Source organism: Longimicrobium sp. (assembly GCA_036389135.1).
Classification (GTDB): domain Bacteria; phylum Gemmatimonadota; class Gemmatimonadetes; order Longimicrobiales; family Longimicrobiaceae; genus Longimicrobium.
Map to the genome: position 1 here is coordinate 1 of DASVQP010000077.1, position 16,651 is coordinate 16,651.

The 16,651-nt window shown below is 72.2% G+C and carries 18 protein-coding genes; 2 read left to right on the forward strand and 16 right to left on the reverse strand.

The features are described from left to right. The 16 genes from VF584_18335 to VF584_18410 form a co-directional block, all read right to left on the reverse strand. Nucleotides 1-291, reverse strand: a 291-nt coding sequence (locus VF584_18335; GenBank protein ID HEX8212141.1) for an ATP-binding cassette domain-containing protein, incomplete at its 3' end; no start/stop codon positions are given. After that, nucleotides 288-1,481, reverse strand: coding sequence for an efflux RND transporter periplasmic adaptor subunit (locus VF584_18340; protein ID HEX8212142.1), 1,194 nt, complete (start codon nucleotides 1,479-1,481; stop codon nucleotides 288-290). The genes VF584_18340 and VF584_18335, both read right to left, overlap by 4 nt. A gap of 23 nt (nucleotides 1,482-1,504) precedes the next feature. Next, nucleotides 1,505-2,941, reverse strand: a complete 1,437-nt coding sequence (locus VF584_18345; protein HEX8212143.1) for a TolC family protein — start codon at nucleotides 2,939-2,941, stop codon at nucleotides 1,505-1,507. 221 nt (nucleotides 2,942-3,162) lie between these two features. Next, nucleotides 3,163-3,684 carry a hypothetical protein gene (locus tag VF584_18350; protein ID HEX8212144.1) on the reverse strand — a complete coding sequence of 174 codons (522 nt, stop codon included), beginning with the start codon at nucleotides 3,682-3,684 and terminating at the stop codon, nucleotides 3,163-3,165. Between the two features lie 590 nt (nucleotides 3,685-4,274). Then, on the reverse strand, nucleotides 4,275-4,808 hold the full coding sequence (locus VF584_18355; protein ID HEX8212145.1) for a cysteine peptidase family C39 domain-containing protein: 534 nt from the start codon (nucleotides 4,806-4,808) through the stop codon (nucleotides 4,275-4,277). 261 nt (nucleotides 4,809-5,069) lie between these two features. Beyond that, nucleotides 5,070-6,029, reverse strand: coding sequence for a type I pantothenate kinase (coaA, locus tag VF584_18360; GenBank protein HEX8212146.1), 960 nt, complete (start codon nucleotides 6,027-6,029; stop codon nucleotides 5,070-5,072). A 94-nt stretch (nucleotides 6,030-6,123) separates the two neighbouring features. Further along, nucleotides 6,124-6,957 (reverse strand): DUF3667 domain-containing protein, encoded by an 834-nt coding sequence (locus VF584_18365; GenBank protein ID HEX8212147.1) that lies wholly within the window; start codon nucleotides 6,955-6,957, stop codon nucleotides 6,124-6,126. Next, nucleotides 6,941-7,240 carry an MliC family protein gene (locus VF584_18370; protein ID HEX8212148.1) on the reverse strand — a complete coding sequence of 100 codons (300 nt, stop codon included), beginning with the start codon at nucleotides 7,238-7,240 and terminating at the stop codon, nucleotides 6,941-6,943. The genes VF584_18365 and VF584_18370 overlap by 17 nt, the downstream gene beginning before the upstream one ends. A 388-nt stretch (nucleotides 7,241-7,628) precedes the next feature. Beyond that, nucleotides 7,629-9,620 (reverse strand): ATP-binding protein, encoded by a 1,992-nt coding sequence (locus VF584_18375; protein ID HEX8212149.1) that lies wholly within the window; start codon nucleotides 9,618-9,620, stop codon nucleotides 7,629-7,631. Beyond that, the gene (locus VF584_18380; protein HEX8212150.1) at nucleotides 9,617-10,966 is read right to left on the reverse strand and encodes an ATP-binding protein; all 1,350 of its coding nucleotides are present in this window, start codon (nucleotides 10,964-10,966) and stop codon (nucleotides 9,617-9,619) included. Before VF584_18380 ends, VF584_18375 begins: the two co-directional genes overlap by 4 nt. Then, nucleotides 10,963-12,309: an ATP-binding protein gene (locus tag VF584_18385; protein HEX8212151.1), complete on the reverse strand. Its 1,347-nt coding sequence runs from the start codon at nucleotides 12,307-12,309 to the stop codon at nucleotides 10,963-10,965. Before VF584_18385 ends, VF584_18380 begins: the two co-directional genes overlap by 4 nt. Beyond that, entirely contained in the window at nucleotides 12,306-13,331 is a 1,026-nt protein-coding gene (locus VF584_18390; protein ID HEX8212152.1) for an ATP-binding SpoIIE family protein phosphatase, read from the reverse strand. Before VF584_18390 ends, VF584_18385 begins: the two co-directional genes overlap by 4 nt. Continuing rightward, nucleotides 13,322-13,741, reverse strand: a complete 420-nt coding sequence (locus tag VF584_18395; GenBank protein HEX8212153.1) for an ATP-binding protein — start codon at nucleotides 13,739-13,741, stop codon at nucleotides 13,322-13,324. The genes VF584_18390 and VF584_18395 overlap by 10 nt, the downstream gene beginning before the upstream one ends. Beyond that, nucleotides 13,707-14,111, reverse strand: coding sequence for an STAS domain-containing protein (locus VF584_18400; protein HEX8212154.1), 405 nt, complete (start codon nucleotides 14,109-14,111; stop codon nucleotides 13,707-13,709). The genes VF584_18395 and VF584_18400 overlap by 35 nt, the downstream gene beginning before the upstream one ends. Nucleotides 14,112-14,116: 5 nt before the next feature. Next, nucleotides 14,117-14,983 carry an STAS domain-containing protein gene (locus VF584_18405; GenBank protein ID HEX8212155.1) on the reverse strand — a complete coding sequence of 289 codons (867 nt, stop codon included), beginning with the start codon at nucleotides 14,981-14,983 and terminating at the stop codon, nucleotides 14,117-14,119. Between the two features lie 99 nt (nucleotides 14,984-15,082). Next, nucleotides 15,083-15,334: a hypothetical protein gene (locus VF584_18410; protein HEX8212156.1), complete on the reverse strand. Its 252-nt coding sequence runs from the start codon at nucleotides 15,332-15,334 to the stop codon at nucleotides 15,083-15,085. A gap of 230 nt (nucleotides 15,335-15,564) precedes the next feature. Between VF584_18410 and VF584_18415 the strand changes: the two genes are divergently transcribed. After that, nucleotides 15,565-15,807, forward strand: a complete 243-nt coding sequence (locus VF584_18415) for a hypothetical protein (protein ID HEX8212157.1) — start codon at nucleotides 15,565-15,567, stop codon at nucleotides 15,805-15,807. Nucleotides 15,808-15,908: 101 nt separating this feature from the next. After that, on the forward strand, nucleotides 15,909-16,646 hold the full coding sequence (locus tag VF584_18420) for a DUF2071 domain-containing protein (protein ID HEX8212158.1): 738 nt from the start codon (nucleotides 15,909-15,911) through the stop codon (nucleotides 16,644-16,646). Nucleotides 16,647-16,651: the final 5 nt, after the last annotated feature.

Here is a 16,651-nt window from a genome sequence, read left to right on the forward strand (position 1 = left end):
GTTGAAGGTCTGGAAGACGAAGCCGATCTCGCGGTTGCGGATGCGAGCCAGGTCGTCGTCCTTCATCCCCGCCACGGGCTGGCCGTTGAGCACGTAGTCGCCGGCGCTCGGCGTGTCCAGGCAGCCGATCAGGTTCATGAAGGTGGACTTGCCCGAGCCGGACGGGCCCATGATGGCCACGTACTCGTTGCGCTCGATGGTCAGGTCCACCCCGCGCAGCGCGCGCACCGTCTCCGCGCCCATGCGGTACTCCTTGCGCAGCCCCTGCACCCGGATCAGCGCCGGGGTCATTTCCGCACCGCCCCGGGAACCTCGGAGCGCACCACGTCGCCGGGCTGCAGCGAGCGCACGGACTCGTAGGGCCCCGCCACCACCACGTCGCCCGCGCGCAGGCCGCTCTTCACCTCGAAGTGCTGCTCCCCCGTGATCCCCACCTGCACCGGGGCGAAGACCGCCTGGTTGTCGCGCACCACCCACACCCCTTCGGCGCCGCGGGTGCGGCCCACCGGACCGCCCCCCGGCCCGCGCACGGTGAGCGCCAGGATGGGCACGGCCAGCACGCCCCTCCGCTCCTCCACCGCCACGTCGGCGCTGGCGGAGAGCTCCGGGCGCAGCCCCTCGGGGGGACGGTCGAGCGCGATCACCACGCGGAAGCCGGCGGACTCCTGCGCCCCGCCGCGCAGCGCGCTGTTGGCGATGCGCACCACCCGCCCGGGGAAGGCGCGGCGCGTGTAGGCGTCGATCCGCACCAGCGCGCGGTCGCCCACCGACACGTCGGGGACGTCGGTCTCGTCGATGACGACGTGCGCCTCCATCTCCGACAGGTCGGCGATGGTCAGGAGCTGCGAGCCGGGGCCGTTCATCGCCATCGCCGTCTCACCCTCCTGGATGTTGACGCGCGTCACGCGGCCGCTCATGGGAGCCACGATCGTGGCCTTCGCCAGCGCGTCGCGCGCCTCCGTGAGGGCGGCGCGCGCCTGGTCCACGGTGAAGCGGGCCCCGCGCGCCTGCGACGCCGCGCCCTGCACCTGCGCCCGCGCGCGCTCCGTCTCCGCCTCGCTCACGAAGCCGCCGCCGCCCGCCACCGCCTGCAGCCGGCCCAGCTCGCGCTCGGCGTACACCTGGTTGGCCGCCGCCTGCTCCGCCGACGACTCCGTCTGCGACAGCCCCGCCTGGGCGCGCACCAGCGCGGCGTGGAAGCGGGCGGGGTCGATGGTCACCAGCAGGTCGCCCTGGTTCACCCAGTCCCCCTCCTGCACCGCCAGCCGCGTCACGCGCCCGGATACGTCGGTGGAGACGTCCACCTTGCGCTTGGGCTCGATGCGGCCGCTCCCCGGCACGGTGGAGACCAGGTTGCGTGCGGCCACGGGCTCGGTGTGCACCGCCACCCCCTCCTCGGGGTCCGAGGCGGCGGAGACGACGACGACCAGCATGACGACGAGGCCGGCGGAGACGAGGGTGGCGATCTTGCGCTTGCGCATATGGAAAGTCCCGGGACGTGGGTTCAGCGAAGGGGGGTGCCGACCAGCGCCTGCAGCTCCGCCAGGCTCAGGTGGAACGCGTACACGGCGTCGATCTCGTCCAGCTCGGCCTGGCCCAGCCGGGTCTGCGCGTCGGTGAGCAGCAGGATGCTCCCGCTGCCCATCCGCATCCGTTGCTCGGCCAGGCGCACCTCCTCGGTGGCCAGCCCGCGGACCGTCTCGTGCGCGCGGGCCAGCTCGTACGAGGCGCGCAGGTTGGTGGCGGCGGTGGCCACCTCGGCGTACACCCTCACCTGCTCGGCGCGGCGGCGCAGCGAGGCGTCTTCCAGCGCGGCGCGGCTGCGCTCCATGCTCGCCCGCCGGGCGAAGCCCTGGAACACGGGAACGGAGAGCGTGAGCGCGGCGTTCACCGGCTGCCGGTTGTAGTTGAACGGGTAGCCGTCGTTCTCGCTCAGCACCCGCTCGCGGATGGCGGCCTCCTGCTCGGGCGTGGCGCCGCGCCCCAGCCGCTGCTGGATGAGCGCTTCCACGTCGCCCGAGCGCTGGATCCACCCGTGCGCGTTCACGGAGAAGGAGAGCGTGGGCAGGGAGGCGGCGCGGGCCAGCGTGGTGCGGGCGCGCGCGGTGCCCACGGCCAGCTCGGCCGTGTTCAGCGACGGGTTGCCGGCAAGGGCCCTCTGCACCAGCTCCTCGTCCGTCCACTTCGGCTCGAACAGGGCGAAGGTGGAGGTCAGCTCCACCTCGGGGTCCATCATCACCCCCGTCACGCGGCCCAGCGCCAGCACCTCGGTGCGCAGGGTGCGGCGGGCCTGCATGCGGCGGATCTCGGACTGGCTCAGCTGCACCTGCGCGCGGGTGCGGTCCAGCGGGCTGGTGAGCCCCGCGGCGGCCTGGGCGTTCCCCTGGCGCACGTACTCGCCGGCGCGCACGATCTCGCGCTCCGCCTGGTGGAGCCGCGCCTGCGCCTGCAGCACCGCCAGGTAGCGTCGCGTCACGTCCGCCTGCACCGTCGCGGCCATGCTCACGGCCTGCCCCTCCGCCTCGCGGGTCTCGGCGCGGATCACCCGCGGCTGCAGGAGGCGCGATGCGGTAAGGCCGTACGACGCGCCCACGTTGAAGCTGGACGAGTACACGGAGGGCTGGTCGCCCAGCGACACCGAGCCGATGCGGCGTTCGCCGCTGGCGGTGTATCCGAGTGAGTTGGAGAGGTTCAGCGTGGGGAGGAGGTCGCCGTAGGCGGCGCGCAGGGCGGCACCGGCCACGCGGCTGTCGTTGGTGTGCTCGGCGATCGCCGGGTTGTGCTCGCGCGCCAGGGCCGCCGCCGCTTCCAGCGACAGCGTGCGCGGCCCGGCCGGGATCGCCGGCTGCTGCGCGCCCGCCGCGGCGGTGGCGAGCACGGTCCCCACGGCGGCGATGCACACCGCGCCCTTCCACCCACCGTCGCCAGGATACCTCGGCATTTCTCTTCCCCCGTTTTTTCGGTAACGCCGCTCTCCCCGGATGTGGGGGGCGGAAGCGTGCGGAGCTCCCTGCGGCCAGCGGTTCCGCTGCCGGCCCGCGGACGGGCCGGCAGCGGAGCTGTGCGTGATGATGCGGATGGCTACTGCCCCGCGTGCCTTCGGCTGCGGTCCGGCCCGCGCCCGGGGGCGCGGTTCCGGCGGAGGCACGCGGCTCCCCTCAACTAGCAGACGGTCTGGACTTCCTGGTACATCTGGTACTGCTGCTCCTGCTCGTAGCCACCGCCGCAGCTGCCGCCGCCGCTGCCGTACCACATCTCGGTCTGCTGGAAGTCGTTGTTCTCGACGTAGGTGCTGGAAGCGTTGTCCGCCTCGTAGTCGGCCTGCGAGTTGTAGTTCTTGACCTCGGCCTCGCTGCCCTCCTGCTTCTCGCCGCCGTCGGTGCTGCTGAAGAGCTCCTCGAGCCACTCGGTGATCGCCTTGACGATCTCCTGTACGATCACGCCGATGACCTTCTTGATGACCTTCTTGACCCACTTCTTGAACTTCTTCCACAGCCCGTCACCCTGCACGTCGCTCATCTGCGCGACGGAGAGCTGGGCCACCTCGACGCTCACCGGCGCGGTGGCGAGGGAGGCGAACTGGACCGGGGCTGCGTGCGACACGGCGACGGAGGCCGTCGCGGTCGCCGGGGCGCCGGCCGTGGCGGCGACACCGCCACCGACGAGCGCGAACGCGAGAGCCACACTGAGACCAAATTTCTTGAACACGGCTGTCCTTGAGAATTGCGTCTGAAAGTGAACATCAGGACACTTCGGTACGACCCACCGCAGCAGCACCACGCAGTACATCGGTACTCGACCTTCTCCGGCCACGCAGCGGGCCGGACTGCCTCCCGGGTAGGGGGGTTCCAGGGCGCGGCTTGCGCCGCGGCGATACGCACCCCGGCCGGCGTGGGCGCAACGAGGCGCCTGCACCACACCGAGCCACGAGCTCTGTTTTGTTCAGGAGATCAGCACGCTTCGCCGGAGGAGGGGAGATCCCGCAGGATCCCGGGCGATGCGGGCGGGGCGGATCGAGCCCCGGCCACTGAGCGCGTGCTTTACGTCAACGAGAGTACGTTCGGTACGTAGGGTGGCGATCTAATCCTGCTAACAGACAACGAAGCTGGGCGGTCTCAATCCCGGCTCGGCCGGGAAGAGCGCTGCCTGGGGCGGGTCATTTTGTCAGCGGGGTACGATCAGAGGATACATCTGCCGCAAAGTTCAGTCAACCAGTTATATCGGGAAATATGCGTCAAGCTGAGGAATGTGGAGCCCCGTGTTTCCGGACCTATTCAGCTGCCGAAGACGAGCACGTTTCCCGTCCAGAGCCGGGCGAAATCCGCCGCCGGCAGAACGACGCGGCCGATCCCGGGGTCGCGCACATGCACCGTGCCGTCCGGCAGAACGCGGTCCACCACCACGTAATGGTCTTCGAAGTGGGCCACCGCGGGGAGCGGAGCGCGGGCGAGCGCCCGCATGTCCATCCGCCACCCCTGCGCCGCGAGCCCGTGCCGCGCCGCGATGCCCTGCATCTCTAGGAGGGACAGCCCCTCGCCCCGCTCCAGCACGCCGCGCCGCTCCCCTTCGAGCTCCGCGCGCCGCTGGTGGTGCTTCATCACCATGGAGAGCGCCGCGATCCCGCAGTCCGACTCGCCGCGCTGCATCTCCACCCCTTCCCTGCCCTCGTAATCGCCGCCGTACCACCACGCGACCGCCACGGACACCGGCACCGGCGTGGGGGAGCGGCTGGCCCACGTCCCCGTGGCCGCCGCACCCGCAAGCGCCGCGAACGACAGCACCATCCACCTGCTGCCGATCTTGCGCACCGATCTCCGGGGTTGTGAAACGAAGGTGATCCGATGCCGTGAGAGCTAGCGCCCCCCACGGTTCCCGTCAACCTTATGTTTGTTCCTGCGGATGCGAAAAACCTTGTCGTGTTTCAAGATGTGTGCAAAGACGCAAAGAGAGTGCAAAAGAGAACGCAATGTTCACTCTGTCTTCTTCGTATGATCACCGCACCGCGCATGCCCGTTGGCCCCGCGCCGGCCACGGGAGGGGGCCGCGAGGAACGAGCGGGGGTGAGGGCCTCACAGCTTCCGCAGCCGCACCCGCTCCACCCGGTGGTCCTTGCCCTTCTGCAGGATCAGCCGCGCGCGGTCGCGGGTGGGGAGGACGTTCTCGCGCAGGTTCACGGCGTTGATGGTGGCCCACACCTCGCGCGCGAATGCGATCGACTCGTCGTCGGACATCCCGATGGCGTAGCGGTGGAAGAAGGAGGTGGGATCGCGGAACGCCGTCTCGCGCAGCCGCTGAAAGCGCTGGATGTACCACGTCTCCAGGTGGCGCTCGCTGGCGTCGATGTAGATGGAGAAGTCCAGGAAGTCGGATACGAAGAGCCGCGCCGGCCGCTCCGGCTGCGGCGCGCCCGTCTGCAGGATGTTGAGCCCCTCCACGATCAGGATGTCCGGCCGCCGCACCACCAGCTCCTGGCCGGCGACGATGTCGTAGATCAGGTGCGAGTACACCGGCGCGCGCGCCTCCTCTGCCCCGCCCTTGATCTCGGCCAGAAAGCGGATCAGCCGGCGCACGTCGTAGCTCTCGGGGAAGCCCTTGCGGTGCATGATCCCCCGCGCCTGCAGCACCCCGTTGGGATACAGGAAGCCGTCCGTCGTCACCAGGTCCACCTTGGGATGGTCTGGCCAGCGCGCCAGCAGCGCCTGCAGGATGCGCGATGTGGTGCTCTTTCCCCCCGCCACGCTGCCCGCCACCCCGATCACGTACGGCACCCGCGCCGCAGGGCTCCCCAGAAAGGTGTCGGTGACGCGGTAGAGCTGCTGCGCCGCCGCCACGTACAGGTTCAGCAGGCGCGAGAGCGGGAGGTAGATGTCCGCCACCTCCTCCAGCGACACGTGGCCGTCCACGCCGCGCAGGGCGTCCAGCTCGGCCTCGGAAAGGGTGAGCGGGGTGGCGCCGCGCAGCCGCGCCCACTCGCCGCGGCGGAACTCGGCGTACGGGGAAAGCTCGCTGCCGGGGGAAGGTCTTGCCATCCGGATCGCTGGAGTGCGGTGGGAAAAACGCCGGCCCGCCGTGGTCGGGCGGGCCGGCATCAGCTTACCGCGCGCGGCGCCCGCGGAACAGTGCCTACAGGGCGTAGAACGTCGCCAGGAAGAGGACGAAGCGGTAGACGGTGAGCACGGCCAGCGTCCCCACGGAAAGGACGGCCGCCTTGCCGATCGCCAGCGCGCGGCCGTGGCCGTACGCCGTGCGCAGCGCCAGCGCCAGGTAGACCCCCCAGAACAACCCCGGCCCCGCCGCGTCTGCGATCATGCTGGCGGCCTCCGCGCTCGCCCCGGCGCTGTAGGCAAAGCGGGCCAGCATGCTCAGCGCCAGCACTACGGGGGGCATCAGGAGGAGCATGAAGGCGATGGCGTGCGTGGCGAACACGAGGTGCTCCACGAAGAAGCGCCGCGGACGCCAGAAGACCATCGTCACCAGGAGCGCGAAGATGGGCACCAGCAGAAAGGCCAGCGACCGCGCGTGGGCATCCACGGCGGCGTCGAAGATCGCGCGATACGCCTCCAGCCCCATCCCGCGCCGCGCCACCTCGGCGGTCACCCACGGCTCCACCAGGGGGCTGTAGGGAGTCTGGCTCAGGTGGATCGCCAGCGGCGAGTTGAGGCCGTTGAAGCCGATCAGCGGCTGGGTGAAGAAAAAGAAGACGCTGCAGAAGAGGAGGATCTGCTGCGGCCGCAGGTACTCGTCCCGGCGCGGCGAGAAGTACGCCGCGGTCAGCTCTCCCGGCCGCACCAGGAGCGCGCGGAACGAGCGCACGAAGCGCGAGTCCGCGTTCGTAACCACTTCAAAGAACTCCACCAGGTAACGGCGGAGCGAATAGTCCGTGGGTTCGGGCGGGGGCGTGTCCGGGCGGGGCGCGTTCAGCGGCTCAGGGCGGTTGGTGTCAGGTGGAGCAGCCATGGTACACGCGCTTCCCGTTCCGCTCCAGCGTGGCGGAGTCCGCGTTCACTTCGAAGCGCATCCCCCCCGCTTCGTAGCTGTCGCCGGTGCCGGCGCGCACCTGCGTGAGCGTCACCTTCTCCGTCTCGTCGGGAAGGAGGAGGCGCACGCCGCGGTCCTGGAACCACGCGGTGATGCGGGCACCGCCTTCGCAGGTGAAGGTGACCTCGTTCTGCCGCGAATCTTTGGCGTTGGTGCATGCGGCCAGCAGCGGCACGCACACTACGATCCATCGAGCACTCACTGCGTCCTCCCGGGAAACGGACCCGCCGCCCCGGAGCCGCCGGGGAACCACCTCCCTCCGGCAAACAGCGAGCCCGCGCGACGACAGTCGCCGGATCGTTACGCACGGAAGCGCCTGGATCGTCGCGCGCGGCGTGGTTCGGCGGACGCCCAGGGCACGGGCAGCCACGTGGGGCGGCCCCTACGGGATCGGTGCGTTGCGCATGGATCGAGGTGGGCGCAAGGGCGGGTGGACACGCAGGGCGGCGATCGAGGTGGAGGCAAGGGCGGGCGCGATGAATCGCGCCCCTACCGGATCGATGCGTTCCCCGATCCGGAAACACCGCGCGAATCCCCGCGATCTCCCCCCTCTCCCGAAGTCGGGAGAGGGGGGCCGGGGGGGTGAGGGCCTAGGATGCGTTCCCAGCCGCGGAGACACCGCGCGAATCGCCGCGATCTCCCCCCTCTCCCAGCGGTTTGGGAGAGGGGGGCGGGGGGGGTGAGGGGGCCTCCAGCGGAATCCGCACGGTGAACGTGCTCCCCTCGCCGCGCGTGCTGGCGACCTCCACGGAGCCGCCCAGCATGTCCACCAGGTGGCGGGTGACGCTCAGGCCCAGGCCGGTGCCGCCCGCGCGCCGGATCGAAGACTGCTCCACCTGCCAGAAGGCGTCGAAGATGCGCTCCTGCTGCTCCGGCGCGATCCCGATTCCCGTGTCGGCGACGCGCAGCACGGCCTCGTCGCCCTCCGCGCGCACGGCGAGGCGCACCTCCCCCGCTTCGGTGAACTTGACGGCGTTGGAAAGGAGGTTCAGGAGGATCTGCCTCACCTTGCCGGGGTCGGAGACCACCCACAGCGGATCGGCGGAGGTGTCCACCGGGAAGCGGAGATCCTTGCCGCGCGCCATCGGCTCCACCATCTCCGCCGTGTCGCGGGCCAGATCCGCCAGGTCGAAGCGCTCCACGCTCACCTGCTCGCGGCCGGCCTCGATGCGCGAGAAGGTGAGGATCTCGTCGATGAGCTGCAGGAGGTGCCGCGCGCTGGCGCCGATGCGGTTGAGCTGCTCGCGCTGCGCGGCCGTGAGGGGGCCCGCCACCTCGGCGTCCAGCAGGTCGGCGTAGCCCAGGATGGCGTTCATGGGGGTGCGCAGCTCGTGGCTCATGGTGGCCAGGAACTCGCTCTTCGTCTCGCTGGCATCGAGCGCGGCCGTGTAGAGGCGCGCGTTGTCCACTGCCAGCGCCACCCGCCGCGCCAGCTCGCCCAGCGCCTCCGCGTCCGCCCGGCCCAGGGTGCGCCCCGAGGGCCCGGTGGCCATGCGCACCGACCCCAGCATCTCGCCGCGGGCGATCAGCGGCGCCGCCACGTACGAGCGCACCCCCGGCAGCTCGCCCGGCCCCAGCGCCACCGTCTCGCCGGCCGCCAGGCGCTCCTCGAACTCGTCGGGGAGCACGGGGAGCGCGTCGCGGTCCGGCGCGGAGGCCACCATCCGCTCGCCGTCCTCAAAGGGGTGCAGCTCCAGCGAGAAGGAGTCGGCCAGCAGCGGGACGGCGATCTCGGCGAGGCGCCCCGGCATCCGCTCCGCCTCCAGCGACGCGGCCAGGACGGCGCCCGCGTCGCTCAGGAAGCGCTGGCGGTCCTCGGCGCGGCGGCGGTCCTCCACGTCCATGCAGAGGCCGACCCACTCGCGGATCTCGCCGCCGGGCTCCAGCACCGGCACCCCGCGCGCCATGAAGATGCGGTAGGCGCCGTCGCGCATGCGCAGGCGGTACTCGGTGTCGTAGGTGCCCTGCTCGCGGACGGCGTCCTCCCACGTCTGCGCGATGCGGGCGCGGTCGCCGGGGTGCACCGCGTCCAGCCATCCCCACCCCAGCAGCTCCTCCGGCGCCTGGCCCGTGAGGTCGCGCCAGCTGGGGAGGTCGCCGGTGAGCCTCCCCCTGGCATCGGTGGTCCACACCACGTCGGCCGTGGCGGAGGCGAGCACGCGGAGGCGCTCCTCGCTCTGGCGCACGACGCTCTCCGCCTCGCGCACGCGCAGCAGTGCGCGGATGGTGGCCAGGAGCTCGCGCGGCTCCACCGGCTGGGCGAGGTATGCGTCGGCGCCGCCCTCCAGCCCCAGCGCGCGGTGCTCCGGGTCGCGGTACGCGGCGGACATGTGCAGGAGGGGGATGGTGGCCGTCTCGGGGTCGGCCTTGATGCGCCGCGCCACCTCGAAGCCGTCCACGTCCGGCAGGTTCACGTCCAGGATGATGAGGTCCGGGCACTCCCCGGCGCGCGCCAGCGCCTCCGCACCGGTGGTCGCCTCCAGCACGCGATAGCCGGCCTGGCGCAGCACGCGCGAGGTGGCGTACAGCGCGGCCGGGTAGTCGTCCACGTTTAGGACGGTGAGGATCCGCTCTTCGGTCATCCTTGCGCCGCGGGCTCGGTATAGGTGAAGGGGATGACGAGCGAGAAGACCGATCCAGCCCCCGGGGTGCTCTCCACGCCCAGGTCGCCCCCCAGCAGCACGGCCAGCTTGCGCGAGAGGGGCAGCCCCAGCCCGCTCCCGCGCACCCGCCGTTGCAAGTGGCTCTCCACCTGCGCGAAGTCGCGAAAGATCCGCTCCCGGTCCTCCGGCGCGATCCCGATTCCCGTGTCCGCCACACGGAACTGGACGGTGCCCTCCCCCGGCCCGCGCGCGGCGGAGATCCGCACCTCGCCACGCTCGGTGAACTTGAGGGCGTTGGAGATGAGGTTGCGGAGGATCTGCGCCACCTTGGCCTCGTCGGTGTGCAGCGCGGGGAGCCCCGGCTCCACCTCCCACGCCAGCGGCGGCGCGGCGGCGTCCATCAGGGGGCGGAGCATGGCGCGCACCGCGTTGTAGACGTCGTCCACCGTGAACGGGGAGGGACGCACCTTCACCTGCCCCGCGTCCACGCGCGACGCGGCCAGCAGGTCGTCCACCATGTCCAGCAGGTCGCGGGCGGAGCGGCGCACGAACCCCACCTGCGTCTCCTGCTCGTCGGTGAGCGGGCCGTCGGTGCGGGCCAGCAGGAGGCCGCTCAGCGCCAGGATGGAGTCCAGCGGCGTGCGGAACTCGTGGCTCATGTACGACAGGAACTGCGCCTTGAGGTCGTTGGCCTGCCCCAGCTGCTCGGCGCGCTGATCCAGCTCGGCGTACAGCGCCACCACGCCGCGGTTGGTGTCCTCCAGCTCGCTGTTCAGGCGCTCCAGCTCCTCCTTGCGCTCCTCCAGCGCGGCGAGGGCGCGCAGCACCTCGCGGTTCTGCTCGTGCAGCTCGTGCACGGGCTCGGGCGGGGCCGCGCGCACGAGATCCGCGGCGATGCGCGCCGCATCCGTCTCGCCCAGCCGCCTGCCGGGGGGCAGCTTCATCGACATCACGACCGTCGTCCCGCGCCCCTCCGCGGTGTCGATGCGAAAGGTGTCCATCAGCCGCCGCGCCCCCGTGATCCCCGCGCCCAGCCCGGTCGGCGAGGTGTAGCGTCCGCCCAGCACGTCATCCAGGTGCGGGATGCCGGGGCCCCGGTCCGCCACGCGCACCCCCAGCGAGCCGTCCGCCACGAACAGCTCCATCGAGCCGCCGCCGGCGTAGCCGTAGGCGTTGCGCGCGATCTCGCTGACGGCGGTGGCGATGCGGGTGGCGTCCTGGCGCTCGAAGCCGGCGCGCTCGGCGGCCTCGCGGGCGCGGCGGCGGGCGATCACCACGTCCTCCTCGCGCAGCAGCGGCAGCGACAGCAGCGGAAGCTCGCTCACGGGGCGGTGGGAAGCGTGAAGTGGAAGATGGCGCCCTCGTTGGGTGCGCTGGTGACCGACAGGATTCCGCCGTGCGCCTCCACGATGCCGCGGGCGATGCTGAGCCCCAGCCCCACGCCGCGCCGGTCCGCGCGCCCCGCCTGCCAGAACCGGTCGAAGGCGCGCTCCACCTGCTCCACGCTCATCCCCGGCCCCGTATCCGCCACGGAGAAGCGCACGGCTCCCTCCGCGCACGCCGCTCCCAGCGTCACCGCGCCCCCGGCGGGGGTGAACTTGACGGCGTTCCCCGCCAGGTTGGCGAACACCTGCAGCACGCGGTCGCGGTCCGCCAGCACCGCCGGCAGCGAGCCCGCGCAGTCGGTGAGGAGCTCCACCCCGTTCTCCTCCGCGGGAGCGCGCATCACCTCGGCGGCGTCGGCCAGCAGGCCGGCCACCTCCACCGGCACGGCGTCCACCGCCAGGCCCCCGGCCTCGATGCGGGTGACGTCCATCAGGTCCTCCAGGAGGCGGTTGGCGCGGCGGGCGGCGCGGTGGATCACCCCCACCTGCTTCCCCTGCGGCGTGGCGAGCACCTCCCCGGGGAGCGTGTCCAGCAGGAAGGCGGCGGCGGTGATGACGCTCCCCACCGGGTTGCGCAGGTCGTGCGACACGATGGCGAGCACCGCGTCCCGCGCGCGCGACGCGGCTTCGGCGCTCCGGCGGGCCTCGGCCTCGCGGTCGGCGCGGTCGCGCAGCTCGGCGTGCAGGGCCAGGACGCCGCGGTTGGTCTCCTCCAGCTCCGCGTTGAGGCGGGCCAGCTCGTTCTGCCGCTCCTCCAGCGACGCTAGCAGGCGCAGCAGCTCCTGGTTCTGCCTGCGCACCTCGGCCGCGGCGTCGTGCGACACCTCGCGCGCCAGCGTGTCCGCTGCCCGGGCCAGCGACGCCGCCGTGGGCGCGGCGCCCGCGGGAAGGCGCTTCGCCATCGTCACCACGGTCCCCTTCCCCGGCGCCGCTTCGATGGCAAAGGAATCCATCAGCCGCCGCGTTCCCTGGAGCCCCACTCCCATCCCGGTCGAAGAGCGGTAGCGCCCCGCCAGCACCTCGTCGAGATGCGGGATCCCCGGCCCGCGGTCCGCCACGCGGATGGCGAGCGACCGCACACCTCGCTCCTCCTGCACCCCGATCTCTATCGTGCCGCCGCCCGCGTACGTCTGGGCGTTGCGCACGATCTCGCTCACGGCGGTGGCGATGCGGGTGGCGCCCTGGGCGTCGAAGCCCACCAGCAGGGCGGCGTGCCGCGCGCGCTGCCGGGCGAGCACCACGTCCTGCTCGCCGCGCAGCACCAGCGACCAGAGCGGGGTCACGGCGTGCGGCGGACGACGACCACCGTGGCGTCGTCCGTCTCGCGGCAGAAGTCGCGAAAGAGGACGCCCGCCACCAGCGCCGGGTCGCGCCCGGCCAGCCCCGGGTAGCGCGCCATCGACCAGCGCGCCTGCAGGCCGTCCGAGTGCATCACCACCAGCCCTCCCGCGGGCCAGGCGTAGGTGAACTCCTGCACGCGCCCCACGTGGTGCCCGGCGGTGCCGTTGTGCGACACCATGCTGTGCTCGCGCTCGCCCCCCGCCACGCTCCCGGCGATGTTCCCCACCCCGCAGTAGCGGATCTCGCCGCGCACCGCGTCCAGAACGGCCACCGCGATGGCCGCGCCGCGCGTGGGGCGCAGGGCGGCGTGGATCGACTCCACCATCTGCACCGGCGAGTCGTCCGGACGCGCGCGGAAGACCCTGACCGCCTCCATGGAAGCCTCGGCGGCGCCGGGGCCGTGCCCCAGCCCGTCGGCCACCAGCAGGACGCCGCCGCCCCCGCGCGGAACGAAGGCCCAGTTGTCGCCGCACACCGATTCGCGCGGCTTGGAGAGGTGTACCGCCGCCACCTCCAGCGGCACCGGCGCCGGCTGCGCGCCGCGTGGCCAGAGGCGCGCCAGGATCGCCGTCCCGATGCCTGGAAGGGAGTGGATGTCGAAGCGGTCGGCCAGCCGCGAGATGGCGCCCAGCCCCGTTCCCGGCGAGCCGGCGGTGGTGAAGCCGTCGCGCAGCGCCTGCCCCACGTTGGCGATCCCCGCCCCGCGGTCCAGCGCCAGGATCTCCATCCCCAGCACCCCGCCCTGAATGCGCGGCTGGGCCAGCAGGCGGCCGCCGCCGGAGGTGTGCTTCACCAGGTTGCCGGCCATCTCGGTGGTCACCAGCGCCACGCGCCCGGCGTCCGTCTCGTCGAAGCCCAGCCCGTGCGCCAGCCGCTGGAACTGGCGGCGCGCGTCGCCCACCTGGCTCTCCTCCTCCACGCGCACCAGGCACCCGCAGCGCGTCTCCATCGCCGCTACTTCCATTTGGTGCCCGTGATGCGCGTCCCCTGCCCCGCCGCCGATTCGATCTCCATCTCGTCCAGCAGCCGCCGCGAGCCGCCCAGCCCCAGCCCCAGCCCGCCACCGGTGGTGTAGCCGTCTCGCAGTGCCTGCTGCACGTCCGCGATGCCGGGCCCGCTGTCCTCGAACACCATGCGCAGCCCGGTGCGCGGCGGCCGCTCGACGGTTTCGATGCGCATCGACCCGCCCCCGCCGTAGACCAGGGTGTTGCGCGCGAGCTCGCTGGCGGCGGTCACGATCTTGGTCTGGTCCACCAGGGAGAAGCGCAGCTCCACCGCCCGCGCGCGCACGGCCTGGCGGGCGGCCACCACGTCGGCGTCGCTGCGGATGGCGTACGCCTCACTCCCCGGCGTCAGCATCGCCGGCGCCGTCATCCTCGCCCTCCTCCTCCGCCAGCGCCACGCGCAGCAGCTCCATTCCCCGCTCCACGTTGAGCGCCGTGCGGACCCCTGGAAGGGAGAGGCCCAGCTCCACCAGGGTGATGGCGACCGCCGGCTGCATCCCCACCACCACCGTCTGCGCGTCCAGCACGCGGCTCATGGCGGCGATGTTGGCCAGCACCCGCCCGATGAACGAGTCCACCACGTCCAGCGACGAGATGTCGATCAGCACCCCGCGCGCGCCGCTCTGCGCGATGCGCGTGGTGAGGTCGTCCTGCAGCGCCAGGGCGAGCCGGTCGTGCATGTCCACCTGGATCGTAACCAGGAGGACGCGCCCCATCTTGAGGATCGGGATGCGCTCCATGCGGCTCAGCCCTTCGCGGTGCGCGTGACCCGCCACCCGGTCTGGCGCAGCGCCATGAGGATGGCGTCGGCCAGCGTAGCCTTGGTGGCGGCGCCGTGCAGCTCCACCCCCAGGTGCACGATGGTCTGCGCGATCTGCGGGCGGATGCCGCTGATGATGCAGTCGGCCCCCATCAGCCGCGCCGCCGCCACCGTCTTCAGCAGGTGCTGCGCGACGAGGGTGTCCACCGTGGGCACCCCCGTGATGTCGATGATGGCGACGGTCGCCTCCGTGTCCACGATGCGCTGCAGCAGGCTTTCCATCACCACCTGCGTGCGCGCGCTGTCCAGCGTGCCGATCAGCGGTACGGCAAGGATGCCGTCCCACAGCTTCACCACGGGGGTGGAGAGCTCCATCAGCTCCTGCTGCTGACGGTGGATCACCTCTTCGCGGCTGCGCTGGAACACCTCGGTGGTGTGCAGCCCCAGCCGGTCCACCAGCGTGGTGACCCCTCGCAGCCCTTCGTGGTAGCGCCCCGGATCGTCGCCCGCCGCCGCGCGCAGCCGCTCGAAGAGGGGGCCGCGCAGCGAAAAGACGAAGGTAGCCGTCTCGGAGGGCGTGAACCCCTTGAGCGCCCGCGCCCGCGACACGCGCCCCAGCATCTCGCGCAGCGGCGCCCAGGCGGGGCTGTCCGGCTCGGCCGGCCCGCCGCTTCGCAGCGCCTCGCGCAGAAGCTGCAGGAACTCGCCGGACTGCTGGCGGAGCTCGGCCTCGGTGATCAGGTCGGGGCGCGTGTCCGGCGAGGCGAGCTGCTCGGCGATCCACGCCTCCTGCAGCCCGTGCGGGTCGCTCGTGAGAAGGTCCGTGACGATCTGGGTGGTGCTGCTGTCCATGGCTGCGCCGGGGATACGTGTTGGCGGGCAACGAATTGACGAAAATGGGATGCTCCGCGGCTGCGCCGGTTCGCAAGGATGAAGCCGGGGCGCGCGGGCCTACCCGCGCGCCCCTTCGATCTCCTTCAGCAGCTCCCCGTCGTCCATCCCCTCTTCCCAGTCGCCGGCGAGCTCCAGCTCGGCGGTCTGCGCGCCGCCGCTGGGGGTGCACACCACGCGGAAGCGGTCCCCGGCGCCGTCCACGCGCGCCGCGTCCTTGTTCCCCGATTCGTCCGCGCTCTGGGCCAGCCCGGCGTACGCCTGCACGCACGTCCACCGCACCCCCTCCGCATCCGTGACTTCCCGTGGCATCCCGTCTCCGTGGCCGGTGTGACTTCGATTCCGTGCGCGGCGGGTTTGCGAATCGCGGGCCAGGGGGGGACGCGGGCGGCGGCAATCCTCGCAGGGGCCGCCCCGCGTGGCTGCCCGTGCCCGCCCCGGCTCCGCCCCCGTCGTCCCGGCGCGGCGATTGCCTGCGAAATCAGGTCCCGGCCGGCGGTCCGTCCGCCGGCATGCGGCACCCACAACGCGGAGCGTCCCCCATGAATCGACACATTCTCCTGACCCTCTCGCTGTGCGGCATCCTGGCCGGCTGCGCCGACGCATCCAAGGAACCCGAGCCGCCCGCGAACTCCGAACAGCTCCCAGCACCGCCGGACCCGTCGGGCGGCACCGCGGGCCAGGGCGAGGGCGCGCAAGACCCGGCCGTCACGCCCGGCAGCACCTCGCAGCCCACCACCGCGGCGCCGTCGGCCCCGGCCCTGCCCGACACCGCCGCGCACTGACGCACGTGCCCGAGCCCGATCGCACGGAGACGCGGAAGAGAGCACGCGGCATCTTCTCCGTTTCTCCGTGCCAGTTCGTCCCGTCGCCCACCATGCCCACGATGCCGGAAGAACCGAGCGCGCCCTCCGGCCGCTTCCTGACGGCACAGTGGCGCGACCTCCTCATGCTCAACTACGAGGTCGATCCGGCCGCCCTGCGCCCGCTCGTGCCCGCCGGGACGGAGCTGGACTCGTGGGGCGGCACCACGTACGCCAGCATGGTGGGCTTCCTCTTCCTGGACACGCGGGTGCTGGGGGTGCCGATCCCCTTCCACCGCGACTTCGAGGAGGTGAACCTGCGCTTCTACGTTCGCCGCCGCGGGGCGGAGGGGTGGCGGCGCGGGGTGGTGTTCGTGCGCGAGATCGTGCCGCGCTGGGCGATCGCGACGGTGGCGCGGGTGATCTACAACGAGCAGTACGCCGCCATGCCCATGCGCCACCGCATCGCGCCGCTGGATGACGGCGGGCGGCACGTGGAGTATGGATGGAAGCATGGCGGCCGCTGGTGTGCCCTGCGCGCCACCACGCACGGCGATCCGCAGCCGCTCGTCCCAGGCTCGGAGGCGGAGTTCATCACGGAGCACTACTGGGGATACGCGGCGCAGCGCGGCGGGGGCACGGTGGAGTACCGCGTGGAGCACCCGTCGTGGCGCGTGTGGGATGCGCAGACGCACCAGCTCGACGCCGAGGTGGCCGCGCTCTACGGCCCCGCATTCGCTGAAGCGCTCACCGCTCCGCCCCGCTCCGCGTTCGTCGCAGAGGGGTCGCCGGTCGTGGTGCGGCGCGGCGCGCGCGTGTAAATTTA

What these genes read in the sequence shown, in the direction of transcription:
- VF584_18345 (HEX8212143.1), bottom strand. Translation starts at nt 2,941, where the DNA reads ATGCCGAGGTATCCTGGCGACGGTGGGTGGAAGGGCGCGGTGTGCATC.
- VF584_18390 (HEX8212152.1), bottom strand. Translation starts at nt 13,331, where the DNA reads ATGGAAGTAGCGGCGATGGAGACGCGCTGCGGGTGCCTGGTGCGCGTG.
- VF584_18400 (HEX8212154.1), bottom strand. Translation starts at nt 14,111, where the DNA reads ATGGAGCGCATCCCGATCCTCAAGATGGGGCGCGTCCTCCTGGTTACG.
- VF584_18395 (HEX8212153.1), bottom strand. Translation starts at nt 13,741, where the DNA reads ATGACGGCGCCGGCGATGCTGACGCCGGGGAGTGAGGCGTACGCCATC.
- VF584_18365 (HEX8212147.1), bottom strand. Translation starts at nt 6,957, where the DNA reads ATGGCTGCTCCACCTGACACCAACCGCCCTGAGCCGCTGAACGCGCCC.
- VF584_18420 (HEX8212158.1), top strand. Translation starts at nt 15,909, where the DNA reads ATGCCGGAAGAACCGAGCGCGCCCTCCGGCCGCTTCCTGACGGCACAG.
- VF584_18340 (HEX8212142.1), bottom strand. Translation starts at nt 1,481, where the DNA reads ATGCGCAAGCGCAAGATCGCCACCCTCGTCTCCGCCGGCCTCGTCGTC.
- VF584_18375 (HEX8212149.1), bottom strand. Translation starts at nt 9,620, where the DNA reads ATGACCGAAGAGCGGATCCTCACCGTCCTAAACGTGGACGACTACCCG.
- VF584_18410 (HEX8212156.1), bottom strand. Translation starts at nt 15,334, where the DNA reads ATGCCACGGGAAGTCACGGATGCGGAGGGGGTGCGGTGGACGTGCGTG.
- VF584_18405 (HEX8212155.1), bottom strand. Translation starts at nt 14,983, where the DNA reads ATGGACAGCAGCACCACCCAGATCGTCACGGACCTTCTCACGAGCGAC.
- coaA (HEX8212146.1), bottom strand. Translation starts at nt 6,029, where the DNA reads ATGGCAAGACCTTCCCCCGGCAGCGAGCTTTCCCCGTACGCCGAGTTC.
- VF584_18415 (HEX8212157.1), top strand. Translation starts at nt 15,565, where the DNA reads ATGAATCGACACATTCTCCTGACCCTCTCGCTGTGCGGCATCCTGGCC.